The 12502-nt window shown below is 72.5% G+C and carries 10 protein-coding genes; 4 read left to right on the top strand and 6 right to left on the bottom strand.

All coding sequences use genetic code 11. The annotated features are described in order from the left end of the window. From ACIBAD_RS32915 to ACIBAD_RS32905, 3 genes are all read left to right on the top strand, one after another. Nucleotides 1-223 (top strand): transposase (locus tag ACIBAD_RS32915; protein WP_398910411.1); only part of this gene is annotated, 223 nt, incomplete at its 5' end. A gap of 59 nt (nt 224-282) precedes the next feature. Continuing rightward, a complete protein-coding gene (locus ACIBAD_RS32910) occupies nt 283-1467 on the top strand; it encodes a UDP-N-acetylglucosamine--N-acetylmuramyl-(pentapeptide) pyrophosphoryl-undecaprenol N-acetylglucosamine transferase (RefSeq protein WP_398910409.1) in 1185 nt (394 codons plus the stop codon). Next, the gene (locus ACIBAD_RS32905) at nt 1464-2480 is read left to right on the top strand and encodes an SDR family NAD(P)-dependent oxidoreductase (protein ID WP_398910407.1); all 1017 of its coding nucleotides are present in this window, start codon (nt 1464-1466) and stop codon (nt 2478-2480) included. The genes ACIBAD_RS32910 and ACIBAD_RS32905 overlap by 4 nt, the downstream gene beginning before the upstream one ends. A 28-nt stretch (nt 2481-2508) precedes the next feature. Here ACIBAD_RS32905 and ACIBAD_RS32900 read toward each other — a convergent pair whose 3' ends face one another. The 5 genes from ACIBAD_RS32900 to ACIBAD_RS32880 all read right to left on the bottom strand — a co-directional run bounded on the left by ACIBAD_RS32900 (nt 2509) and on the right by ACIBAD_RS32880 (nt 7355). After that, a complete protein-coding gene (locus tag ACIBAD_RS32900) occupies nt 2509-4101 on the bottom strand; it encodes a Na+/H+ antiporter (RefSeq protein WP_134075060.1) in 1593 nt (530 codons plus the stop codon). A gap of 110 nt (nt 4102-4211) precedes the next feature. Continuing rightward, a complete protein-coding gene (locus tag ACIBAD_RS32895; protein WP_134075061.1) occupies nt 4212-4679 on the bottom strand; it encodes a GNAT family N-acetyltransferase in 468 nt (155 codons plus the stop codon). Continuing rightward, nucleotides 4676-5617 (bottom strand): RluA family pseudouridine synthase, encoded by a 942-nt coding sequence (locus tag ACIBAD_RS32890; RefSeq protein WP_132755937.1) that lies wholly within the window; start codon nt 5615-5617, stop codon nt 4676-4678. Before ACIBAD_RS32890 ends, ACIBAD_RS32895 begins: the two co-directional genes overlap by 4 nt. A 41-nt stretch (nt 5618-5658) precedes the next feature. Continuing rightward, nucleotides 5659-6219: a signal peptidase II gene (gene lspA / locus ACIBAD_RS32885; protein ID WP_099893150.1), complete on the bottom strand. Its 561-nt coding sequence runs from the start codon at nt 6217-6219 to the stop codon at nt 5659-5661. A 131-nt stretch (nt 6220-6350) separates the two neighbouring features. Further along, a complete protein-coding gene (locus ACIBAD_RS32880; RefSeq protein ID WP_398910403.1) occupies nt 6351-7355 on the bottom strand; it encodes a TraR/DksA family transcriptional regulator in 1005 nt (334 codons plus the stop codon). Nucleotides 7356-7958: 603 nt separating this feature from the next. On the opposite strand from ACIBAD_RS32880, the gene ileS reads away from it, so the two are divergent. Then, on the top strand, nt 7959-11105 hold the full coding sequence (ileS, locus tag ACIBAD_RS32875) for an isoleucine--tRNA ligase (protein ID WP_398910401.1): 3147 nt from the start codon (nt 7959-7961) through the stop codon (nt 11103-11105). A gap of 169 nt (nt 11106-11274) precedes the next feature. Here the strand turns inward: ileS and ACIBAD_RS32870 are convergent, their stop codons facing one another. Then, nucleotides 11275-12492 (bottom strand): DivIVA domain-containing protein, encoded by a 1218-nt coding sequence (locus ACIBAD_RS32870; RefSeq protein WP_134075062.1) that lies wholly within the window; start codon nt 12490-12492, stop codon nt 11275-11277. Nucleotides 12493-12502 lie beyond the last annotated feature (10 nt).

Here is a 12502-nt window from a genome sequence, read left to right as displayed (position 1 = left end):
CAGGGGCTTCACTCCCATCCCGAAGCGGTGGGCGGTCGAGCGGACCTACGGCTGGCTCATGCTCCACCGCCGCCTGGCCCGCGACTACGAAACCCTGACCACACGCTCCGAGGCCCTGGTCAACCTGGCGATGACCGACCTCATGACCCGCCGCATCACCGGCGAGAACACCATCTCCTGGCGCGACCCAAAAATGCCTATAAACCATCCCATCCCAGGATGAAACAGCGGGATAAAACGACCTCTTAGAACGTTCTTAGGGCGCACCGGAAGGCTGCGCCCATGACCACACGAGGCACCTCCCTCCCACCCCTGTCCGTCGTGATCGGCGCGGGCGGCACCGGCGGCCACATCTACCCCGGGCTCGCCCTCGCCGAGGCGCTGCGCGCGGCCGTCCCGGGCGCCGTGGTCTCGTTCATCGGGACCGAGCGGGGCCTGGAGACCGAGCTGATCCCGGGCGCCGGGTACCGCCTGCACACCGTCGACATGATCCCGTTCGACCCCTCGCTCGGCGCGAAGCGCTACCTGCTGCCCGCCGCCCTGCTGCGCTCCGCCGGGCAGGCGCGCTCGGTGATCCGGGCCCAGGGGGCGCACGCCGTCGTGGGCATGGGCGGCTACCCGAGCGCGCCGGCCGTGCTGGGGGCCCGGATGGCCGGACTGCCGGCCGTCATCCACGAGTCCAACGCGGTGCCGGGCCGCGCCAACCAGTTCGCGGCCCGGCTCACCCCGCACATCGCGGTGGCCTTCGACCGCAGCCGGGCCCATCTGTCGGGCGGGGCGCACGCGCTGACCACCGGGATGCCGATCTCGGCGGCCCTCGCGCGGCTCGCCGGGCTGTCCCGGCCGGAGCGCGCGGCCCTGCGCACCGAGGCCCGGCGGGCGCTGCACGTCCCCGACGGGCGCCGCCTGATCGTCTTCAACGGCGGCAGCCTGGGCGCCGCCCGCCTCACCGCGGCCGCCGCCGGACTGGCCGGGCTCTGGCAGGGGCGGGACGACGTGCAGCTGCTGATCAAGACGGGTCCGCGGGCGCTGCCGGACACCGCCGCCGATCTCGCCGCCTGCGGCGGCCGGCGGATCGCCCGGGCCGTGCCGTACCTGGACCGGATGGACCTCGTGTACGCGGCCGCCGACCTGGTGGTGTGCCGGGCCGGGTCCGCGACGGTGGCGGAGCTGGCGGCGACCGGGGTCCCGGCCGTGCTCGTCCCGTATCCGCACGCCCCCGGCGACCACCAGACCCACAACGCCCGGGTCCTCGTCGACGCGGGCGCGGGCCTGCTGCTGCCGGACGCCGCGACCACCGCCGACCGGCTGGCGGTGCTGCTCGGCACGCTGCTCGCCGACCCGGCCCGGCTGGCCGCGATGGCCGGCGCCGCCGACCCCGGCCCGCACGCCCGGGCCGCCGAACTGCTGGCCGCGGAGGTCCTCCGCGTGGCCGGCGTCCCCTTCCCCACCCTGGAGCGCATATGAACACGCAGACCGACACCGTCAACCCCTGGGCCGACCGCACGGTCCTGGTCACCGGAGCCGAGGGGTTCATCGGGTCCACCCTGGTCGACCTGCTCGTGGCGCGGGGCGCCCGGGTCCGCGCCTTCGTCCACTACAAGCCGTACGCGGAGAAGGGCCACCTGGCGCGGTACCTCGCCGACCCCGGGGGTCCGGTGGAGATGTGGGCGGGCGACATCCGCGACGCGGGCCGGGTCAGCGACGCGGTGCAGGGCTGCGACACCGTGTTCCACCTGGCGGCTCTGATCGGGATCCCGTACAGCTACGCCTCGCCGGGCGCGTACGTGCAGACGAACGTCACCGGTACGGAGAACATGGCGGAGGCCTGCCGCCGGCACGGGGTGCGGCGCCTGGTGCACACCTCCACGAGCGAGGTCTACGGCACGGCGCTGACGGCCCCGATCCCGGAATCGCATCCGCTCCAGCCGCAGTCCCCGTACTCGGCGTCGAAGATCGGCGCCGACATGATGGCGCTGTCGTTCCACCACGCGTTCGAGCTGCCGGTGACGGTGGTCCGGCCGTTCAACACGTACGGCCCCCGCCAGTCGGCGCGGGCCGTGATCCCGACGATCCTGGCGCAGCTGCACGCGGGCGCGCGGGAAGTCCGCCTGGGCTCGCTCTCCCCGACCCGGGACTTCACGTACGTGACGGACACGGCGGAGGGCTTCCTCGCGGTGGCGGAATGCGACCGGGCGCTGGGCGAGGTGGTCAACCTCGGCACGGGCGAGGAGATCTCGATCGGGGACCTGGCGCAGGCCCTGATCAAGGCGTCGGGCCGGGACGCCGAGGTGGTCGTGGACGCGTCCCGCCTGCGCCCGGCGGGCAGCGAGGTCCACCGCCTGCTGTCGGACAACTCCCGCGCCCGGGACTGGGCGGGCTGGGAGCCGCAGGTCCCGCTGGCGGAGGGACTGTCGCGCACATCGGACTGGATCGCCTCGAACCCGGACCTCTTCGCGCCGTCCCGCTACCAGGTCTGACCGGCCGGGCCGGACTCCGCCGGGCCCGCTAACTACTGCGGAGGCTGCGGACGTCCAGGTGGCGCAGGACCCGGTCCACGATCTCCGGGTCCGCGCCCGGCTCGCTGCGCGCGGCCAGCACCTCGTGCCGGGCCGCCGACATCATCTCCCGCTGGATCCGCTGGACGTCCCGGATCCGCTCCACCCGCTTCGCGTACGCCTCCCGCCGCTCCTCGTCCACCATCTCGGGGCTGATCCTGGCCCCCACGTCGTACGCCCGCCGGTACAGCACCTCCACCAGGTCCTCGGGCAGGTCCTCGGCCTCCTCGATCTCCTTCAGCCGCCGCTTCGCGGCCTTCGCCGCGCGGATCGCCAGCTGCCGCTCGGTCTCCCGCTCGGCGTCCTCGTCGGCCTCCACGCCCAGCAGCCGCACCAGCCACGGCAGCGTCAGCCCCTGGCAGACCAGCGTCACCATGATCACCGCGAACGCGATGAAGATGATCTGGTCCCGCGCCGGAAACGGCGCCCCGCCCTCCACCTTCAGCGGGATGGCCAGCGCCAGCGCCACCGAGGCCACCCCGCGCATCCCGGCCCACCACATCACCACGCTGTCCCGCCAGCTCAGCGGGATCTCCTCGTCGTAGTCGCGCCGCGTGTGCAGCCGCTTGGCCAGCCACCCGGCGGGCAGCAGCCACAGCAGCCGTACGCCGACCACCACCGCGATCACGGCGGCCGCCCACCCCGCCATCACCCCCTCGTGGCCGGCCGCGACGCCGAACACGTTGTGCAGCTCCAACCCGATCAGCCCGAACGCCACGCCCGTGACCAGCATGTCCACGACCTCCCAGAACGTGTGCCCGGCGAGCCGTCCCAGCACGTCGTCCGCGTCGGAGGCGTACTCCGCGAGGAACAGGGCCGTCGTCAGCACGGCCAGCACCCCCGAGCCCTGGAGCTCCTCGGCCAACACGTACGACACGAACGGCACGAGCAGCGTCAGCCCGATCTGGAGCGTGGCATCGCCGAGCCGCCCCATGAGCGCGTTGGCGGCCCAGCCCAGGCCGAGCCCGACGGCCACGGCGACCACGGCGGAGAGCACGAACTCCCCCAGCGCGTCCGGCCAGGAGAAGCTGCCGCTGACGGCGGCGGAGATGGCCACGTGGTAGAGCACGATCGCGGTGACGTCGTTGAACAGGCCCTCGCCCTCCAGGATCGACACCATGCGGCGCGGCAGCCCGAGCGCTCCGGCGACGGCGGTCGCGGCGACGGGGTCGGGCGGGGCCACGAGCGCGCCGAGCGCGACCGCGGCGGCGAGCGGCAGCCCGGGGACGACGGCGTTCGCGACGGCGGCGACCGCGGCGGTCGTGACGAAGACGAGGGCCACGGCGAGCAGGAGGATGGGCCGTACGTTGGCGGCGAACTGCCGCCAGGAGGTGCGCTGCGCCGAGGCGTAGAGCAGCGGGGGCAGGACGAGCGGCAGGATGAACTCGGGCGGGATGTCGACGTTCGGCACGGCCGGAACCAGCGCGAGCGCGACCCCGCCGATAGTCATCAGGACGGGCGCGGGCAGCCCGAGCCGGTCGCCGAACGGCACGCTGACCACGGCCCCGAGCAGCAGCACGAACAGCAGAGCAAGCTGATCCACTCCCCCACCCTGCCACTACGCCGCCGCTCGGCCGCCAGGTCGAAGGTCGTGCCGCGCACGTGTCGGCCCCACCGCCGGGGCGGAGTCGCGGTGAGCGGAGAGGTGCGGGGCTACGGCAGGGTACGCCGCATGGCCCGGTGCGGGATCCCCGCGTCTTCGAACTCCGGGCCGTAGGCCACGTACCCGAGCCGCTCGTAGAAGCCGAGCGCATGCGTCTGCGCGCCCAGGTCCACGGCGGACAGTCCCAGCCGGGCGGCCTCCGCCTCGATCGCCCGCACCAGCGCCACTCCGACGCCCAGCCCTCGCGCGGCCTTGCGTACGGCCAGCCGCCCCAGCGAACCGACCGCCGGGTCACCGCCCGTCTTGCCCAGCGCGGCCTGCCCGTGCAGCAGCCGGCCGGTACCCAGAGGCTCCCCGTCCGGCGCCACGGCCAGCACGTGGACCGCGACCGCGTCGTACGCGTCGTACTCGATCGACTCCGGCACGGACTGCTCGACCACGAACACCTCGGTCCGCACGGCGAAGCACGCCGCCAGGTCGGCCTCCCCCTCGGCCACCCGGACCGTGAAAGCCGTCACTCGCTCTCCGCGCGGATCACGTCCAGGGCGTGCTGCAGGTCCGCCGGGTACGTGCTCTCGAACTCCACCCACTGCCCGTCCGCGGGGTGCTCGAAGCCGAGCCGCACGGCGTGCAGCCACTGCCGGGTCAGGCCCAGTCGCTTCGCCACCGTCGGGTCGGCGCCGTACGTGAGGTCGCCGACGCACGGGTGCCGGTGCGCGGACATGTGCACGCGGATCTGGTGCGTACGCCCGGTCTCCAGCTTGATGTCGAGCAGCGAGGCCGCGCGGAAGGCCTCGATCAGGTCGTAATGGGTGACGGAGGGCTTGCCCTCCTGGGTGACGGCCCACTTGTAGTCCGCGCTGGGGTGCCGGCCGATCGGCGCGTCGATCGTGCCGCTCATCGGGTCCGGGTGGCCCTGCACGAGCGCGTGGTAGCGCTTGTCCACGACCCGCTCGCGGAACTGGTTCTTCAGCGAGGTGTAGGCGCGCTCCGACTTGGCGACGGCCATCAGGCCGGACGTGCCGACGTCGAGGCGGTGCACGATGCCCTGGCGCTCGGACGCGCCGGAGGTGGAGATCCGGTAGCCGGCGGCGGCGAGGCCGCCGATGACGGTGGTGCCGGTCCAGCCGGGGCTCGGGTGGGCGGCGACGCCCACCGGCTTCATGATGACGACGATGTCGTCGTCGTCATGGACGATCTCCATGCCCGGGACCGGCTCGGCGACGAGTTCGACCGGCCGCGGCGGCGCGGGCATCTCGACTTCGAGCCAGGCGCCACCGTGCACGCGCTCGGACTTCCCGACGACGCTGCCGTCGACCGACACCTTCCCCGCGGCGGCGAGCTCGGCCGCCTTCGTCCGGGAAAAACCGAACATACGGGCAATGGCGGCGTCGACGCGCTCGCCTTCGAGGCCATCGGGAACGGGCAGGGTGCGGATCTCGGGAATCGTACTCACCTGTCGAGTATGCAGGACTCGACGGCGCACCCGTCCCGCGATCAGTCCTTGTGGACCGTACCGTCCGGGTCCAGACCCCTGAACGACAGCAGCACGATCAGGATGCCGCCGCACACGATCGCCGAGTCCGCGAGGTTGAAGACGGCGAAGTGGGCGGGCGCGATGAAGTCGACCACGGCCCCCCGGAACACACCCGGCGAACGGAAGATCCGGTCGGTGAGGTTCCCCAGCGCACCGCCCAGCAGCAGGCCCAGCGCGATCGCCCACGGCAGGCTGTAGAGCTTGCGGGCCAGCCGCACGATCACGATGATCACGGTGGCCGCGATGCACGTGAAGATGATGGTGAAGGCCTCGCCGAAGCCGAACGCGGCGCCCGGGTTGCGGATCGCCTCGAACTTCAGCAGGTCGCCGACGATCCGGATCGGCGGCTGGTGCTCCAGCTTGGCGACGACCAGCATCTTGCTGCCGAAGTCGAGCAGGTAGGCGAGCAGCGCGACGACGAGCAGCGCGACGATCCGCCGGCGCCCCTTGGGCGCGGCGGACTCCGGCTGGGCGTCGTCCCCGACCTCCGGCGTACCGATGATGCTCTCCGCCTCTGCCACGTGAGTCCCTCGACTAGCTCGAACCAGGTTGCCGACGACACGGCCCTACGGCCTCGTCGGGCCCCTGGACCCCGACGAGAGACGAGAGTACGTCAGGGTCCCCCCGCGGCGGCAGCCCGGCCCGGGCCCCCTCAGTGCCTGCGCTCCTGCTTCTGCTTGCAGTCCACGCACAGCGTCGCCCGCGGGAAGGCCTGCATCCTGGCCTTTCCGATGGGCTGGCCGCAGTTCTCGCAGAGCCCGTACGTGCCCGCGTCCAGCCGCTCCAGGGCCCGCTCGGTCTGTTCGAGCATCTCGCGGGCGTTCGCGGCGAGCGCCAGCTCGGACTCCCGGGTGATGTTCTTGGTGCCCGTATCGGCCTGGTCGTCGCCCGCTCCGTCGCCGGAGTCCCGCATCAGGCCCGAGATGGCCTCGTCGGAGGCCTGGAGCTCGTCGCGCAGCCGCAGCACCTCGCTCTGGAGCTCGGCACGGGCCTCGGCCACCTCCGCCGGGGTCCAGGGGTCCTCGCCGGGCCGTACGGCCAGCTCGCCCGGCGCCAGGGCCGCTGCAGCCGTGACCCTGGCCTTCGGCAGCCCGCTGGTGGCGGCCGCAGCCGTCTTCCTGGCCGTGCCGGTGCTCTTCTTGGCAACCACTTTCCGGGCTCCCGTCTGTTGCGCGGCCTGCGCCGCCCCCTCGGCCCCGGCCGCCTTGGCCGTGGTCTTCCTCGCGGTCGTCTTCCCGACGCCGGTCGCCTTCTCGGTGGCCGCCTTCGCCGCGGCCGTCGTGTTCACGGCCGAGACCTTCTTGGCCGGGGCCTTCCTGCCCGCGGTCTTCTTGGCCACCGCCTTCTTGACGGGCACCTCCTCGGCATCCGCCTTCTTGGCGGACACCTTCTTGGCCGCCGTCTTGGCCGGCGCCCTGGCCGCCGTCTTCGCGGTCGTCTCGGCCGGCGCCCTGGCCGCCGTCTTGGCCGCCGTCTTGGCCGCCGTCTTGGCCGCCGTCTTGGTCGGCGCCCTGGTCGTGGAGTTCAGAGCCGTCTTCTTCCCGGCGGTGGTCGTCTTCTTCCGGGCCGGAGCCGCGTCCTCGGCCGCCGGAGCCTTCCCGGCGGCCTTTCCGACAGCCTTCTCGGCAGTTCTCCCGGCGGTCTTCTTCGCCACCATGGCCGCGGCCCCTTCACATACTGTGATCTTGCTCGCGAATCGTGCCGGAACGATAAATCGACTCCGGCCTCGCGGCAACGGGGCACGCGTCCATCGATGCCAACCTGCATCCGTTGTGCCCAGCAGGGAGCCCGGTAATCCGCCACTCCCGTCACGCCGGAGTCCGGACCGGCGCTTCGGCCCGTTCGGGTCACGCCGCTACCCGCACGGCCCCGCCCCCGAGCCGGGCCCCGAGCCCGGCCGAAACCCCCGCCCCGACCCCCCGTAAAGCGGTCTGCCGAGCGCGCCCCCGCCCCGTACACTGGGCCCAGCGAAAGGCATGGACGGGGACGAGTAGCGTCGGACGCAGCCATGAGCGACCCGGGGACGGTGAGAGCCCGGGGGCGAGCGCGATGCGAAGGATCACCCCTGAGCCGCCGGAAGAAAGCCCGTACGGATTCCCGCGGGCCAGTAGAACCGGCTTCGCACCCCAATGAGGGGGCCACCGGATCCGTCCGGCGGCCAAGGAGGGTGGTACCGCGGGAGCAGCACGTCCCTGAGAAGAGGGCGGCTCTCGTCCCTCCGGACGGAAGTGACACCCCGCCGGAGGAAGAGTTCAGCCTCATGACCACACCGCCGCAGTACCGCCCGGTACCCGCCCAGGTCGACCTGCCTGCCCTCGAGCACGCCGTCCTCGACTTCTGGCGCGAGAGCAAGACCTTCGCCAAGACCCTGGAGCAGTCCGAGGGCCGCCCCGAGTGGGTCTTCTACGAGGGCCCGCCCACGGCCAACGGCATGCCCGGCGCGCACCACATCGAGGCCCGCGTCTTCAAGGACGTGTTCCCCCGGTTCCGCACCATGCGCGGCTACCACGTGGCCCGCAAGGCCGGCTGGGACTGCCACGGCCTGCCCGTCGAGCTCGCCGTCGAGAAGGAGCTCGGCTTCAACGGCAAGCAGGACATCGAGGCGTACGGCATCGCCGAGTTCAACGCCAAGTGCCGCGAGTCCGTGACCCGCCACACCGACGCGTTCGCCGACCTCACCACCCGGATGGGCTACTGGGTCGACCTGGACGACGCGTACCGGACCATGGACCCCGAGTACGTGGAGTCCGTGTGGTGGTCGCTGAAGGAGATCTTCAACAAGGGCCTGCTCACCCAGGACCACCGCGTCGCCCCCTGGTGCCCGCGCTGCGGCACCGGCCTCTCGGACCACGAGCTGGCCCAGGGCTACGAGACGGTCGTCGACCCCTCCGTCTACGTCCGCTTCCCGCTCACCTCCGGCCCGCTGGCCGGCGAGGCCGCGCTGCTGGTGTGGACCACGACCCCGTGGACCCTGGTGTCCAACACCGCGGTCGCCGCGCACCCCGAGGTCACCTACGTGGTCGCCACGAACGGTGAGGAGAAGCTGGTCGTCGCCCAGCCGCTGCTGGAGAAGTCCCTGGGCGAGGGCTGGGAGGCCACCGGCCAGACCTTCACGGGCAAGGAGATGGAGCGCTGGACGTACGAGCGTCCGTTCTCCCTCGTGGAGTTCCCGGCTCCGGCCCACTACGTCGTGAACGCCGAGTACGTCACGACCGAGGACGGCACCGGTCTGGTCCACCAGTCCCCCGCCTTCGGCGCCGACGACCTCGCGGTCTGCCGCGCGTACGGCCTGCCCGTCGTGAACCCGGTCCGCCCCGACGGCACCTTCGAGGAGGAGGTCCCGCTGGTCGGCGGCGTCTTCTTCAAGAAGGCCGACGAGAAGCTGACCGCCGACCTCGACGCGCGCGGCCTGCTCTTCAAGCACATCGCCTACGAGCACAGCTACCCGCACTGCTGGCGCTGCCACACGGCCCTGCTCTACTACGCGCAGCCGTCCTGGTACATCCGCACCACCGCCGTCAAGGACGCGATGCTGCGGGAGAACGAGAAGACGAACTGGTTCCCGGACTCGGTCAAGCAGGGCCGCTTCGGCGACTGGCTGAACAACAACATCGACTGGGCGCTCTCCCGCAACCGCTACTGGGGCACCCCGCTGCCGATCTGGCGCTGCGAGGAGAACCACCTCACCTGCGTCGGCTCGCGCGCGGAGCTCTCCGAGCTGACCGGCACGGACCTCTCCGCCCTGGACCCCCACCGCCCGTACATCGACGAGGTCACCTTCCCCTGCACGGCGGAGGGCTGCTCGCTGGAAGCCGTCCGCGTGCCGGAGGTCATCGACGCCTGGTACGACTCGGGCTCGATGCCGTTCGCGCAGTGGGGCTACCCGTACAAGAACAAGGAGATCTTCGATAAGCGCTACCCGGCGCAGTTCATCTCGGAGGCCATCGACCAGACGCGCGGCTGGTTCTACACGCTGATGGCGGTCGGCACGCTCGTCTTCGACAAGTCCAGCTACGAGAACGTGGTCTGCCTGGGCCACATCCTCGCCGAGGACGGCCGCAAGATGTCCAAGCACCTGGGCAACATCCTCCAGCCGATCCCGCTCATGGACCAGCACGGCGCGGACGCGGTGCGCTGGTTCATGGCGGCCGGCGGCTCCCCGTGGGCGGCCCGACGGGTCGGCCACGGCACGATCCAGGAAGTGGTCCGCAAGACCCTCCTCACGTACTGGAACACGGTCGCCTTCCAGGCGCTGTACGCCCGTACGTCGAACTGGGCCCCGTCGGCGGCCGACCCGGCACCGGCGGACCGCACGGTCCTGGACCGCTGGCTCCTCTCGGAACTCCACACCCTCACGTCCGAGGTCACGGACGCGATGGAGTCGTACGACACCCAGCGCGCCGGCAAGCTGCTCTCCTCGTTCGTGGACGACCTGTCCAACTGGTACGTCCGCCGCTCGCGCCGCCGCTTCTGGCAGGGCGACGCCTCGGCGCTGCGCACCCTGCACGACGTGGTCGAGACGGTGACCCGCCTCATGGCCCCCCTCACCCCCTTCATCACGGAGCGGGTCTGGCAGGACATGATCGTCCCGGTCACCCCGGACGCGCCGGAGTCGGTCCACCTGTCCACGTGGCCGACGGCGGACACCTCGGCGATCGACCCGGCCCTCTCCCAGCAGATGCTGCTGGTCCGCCGCCTGGTGGAGCTGGGCCGGGCCACGCGCGCCGAGTCGGGCGTGAAGACCCGCCAGCCGCTGTCCCGGGCCCTGGTCGGCGCGGTGGGCTTCGACGCCCTGTCCCCCGAGCTCCAGGCCCAGATCACGGAGGAGCTGAACGTCTCCTCGCTGGCCTCCCTGTCGGAGGTCGGCGGCTCGCTCGTCGACACGACCGCGAAGGCGAACTTCCGGGCGCTGGGCAAGCGCTTCGGCAAGGGCGTCCAGGACGTGGCGAAGGCGGTGGCCGCGGCCGACGCGGCGGCGCTGTCGCTGGCCCTGCGCTCGGGCGGGGCCGTGGTGGAGGTGAACGGCGAGTCGGTCACCCTCACCCCGGAGGAGGTCATCATCACGGAGACCCCGCGCGAGGGCTGGTCGGTGGCGTCCGACTCCGGCGCGACGGTGGCCCTGGACCTGGAGATCACCCCGGAGCTGCGGCTGGCGGGCCTGGCGCGTGACGCGATCCGCCTGATCCAGGAGGCCCGGAAGAACTCCGGCCTGGACGTGGCGGACCGGATCGCCCTGCGCTGGTCCTCCTCGGACCCGGAGGTCGTGACGGCCCTGACGGACCACGCGTCGCTGATCGCGGACGAGGTCCTGTCGACCGACTACGCGTCCGGCGAGGCCGACGCCACGTACGGCGACCCGTTCACGGACGAGCCCCTGGGCCTGACCTTCCGCCTCCGCAAGGCGTAGTCACGGTAGTCACGGCCTCTGCGGCCCGGACCCTGCTCGGGTCCGGGCCGCAGTCGTTTCCTCTCCCACACAGCGGCGGCGCCGGCCCGGCGGAACGCCAACGGGCCGGGCCCGGTGCCCCCGAAGGGGAACCGGGCCCGGCCCGTGACTGCCGACCTGCCGGCGGCGCCTAGTTGTCGTCCTCGTCGATCAGGAAGCCGCGCATCGGCGACGGCGCCTGCTGCATCGGCTGCGGAGCGGCCGGCCGCACCGGAGCCATCGGCTGCGTCATCGCGGGAGACATCTGCTGCTGACCACCGTACGAGGGGCCACCCATCGGGGACGGGCCACCCATCGGCGAGGGACCGCCCATGGGCGACGGACCGCCCATCGAGTGCCCCATCGCTCCGGCCGGAGCCATCGACGGCGTCGGCGACGGCGGCAGCGCCGGGCCGGCCGGGTTGCGCGGCGGGGCCAGGGAGTCGTCCGCCTGGGTCTCCAGCTGGCGCAGCTGCGACTCCAGGTAGGACTTCAGACGCGTACGGTACTCACGCTCGAAGCCCCGCAGGTCCTCGACCTTGCGCTCCAGCGTGGCGCGGGCGGACTCCAGGGAGCCCATCGCGACGCGGTGCTTCTCCTGGGCGTCCCGCTCCAGCGCGTCGGCCTTGGCACGGGCGTCCCGCTCCAGGCCCTCGGCGCGGCTGCGCGCCTCGCCGACGATCTTGTTGGCCTCGGAGCGGGCCTCCGCGATCGCCTGGTCGGCGGTCTGCTGCGCCAGCGACAGGACGCGGGCGGCGCTGTCGCCACCGGGGCCCTGCTGCGGGAGCTGCGGCTGCTGCTGCATCTGCTGCATCTGCTGGCCCATGGGCTGCATCTGCTGACCCATCTGCTGCATCTGCTGGCCCATGGGCTGCATCTGCTGGCCGAGCGGGTTCTGGCCGCCCATGGACTGCTGGCCCATGCCCTGCTGGCCCATCTGCTGCTGGCCACCCATGGTGTGCATGGGGCCGCCCATCGGACCCGGGCCGCCCGGACCCTGCGGTCCGTGTCCGCCGGGGCCGGCCGGAAGCTGCGGCTGGCCGCCCGGCAGCTGCGGCGGGCCCATCTGCGGCGGGCCCTGCTGCGCCGGCGGGCCGGATATGGCGGCGGGCACGGGGGCGCCGGGGCCTCCGGGGCCGCGCTGGTCCTGGGGCTCGGGCTTGCGCATGCCCTGCTGCTGCTGGTTCTGCGCGGCGGCACGCGTGGCGGCGGCCAGCTTGGCGCGCAGGTCCTCGTTCTCGCGCAGCAGGCGCGTCAGTTCGGACTCGACCTCGTCGAGGAAGGCATCGACCTCGTCCTCGTCATAGCCTTCTCGGAGGCGGACGGTCGTGAACTGCTTGTTCCGCACGTCCTCGGGAGTCAGCGGCATGTCTTCTTCA

It is taken from the genome of Streptomyces sp. NPDC051109, assembly GCF_044455885.1.
GTDB lineage: Bacteria > Actinomycetota > Actinomycetes > Streptomycetales > Streptomycetaceae > Streptomyces.
Note: the sequence above shows the minus strand (reverse complement) of the source record. Positions and strands in the feature narration are given on the sequence as shown.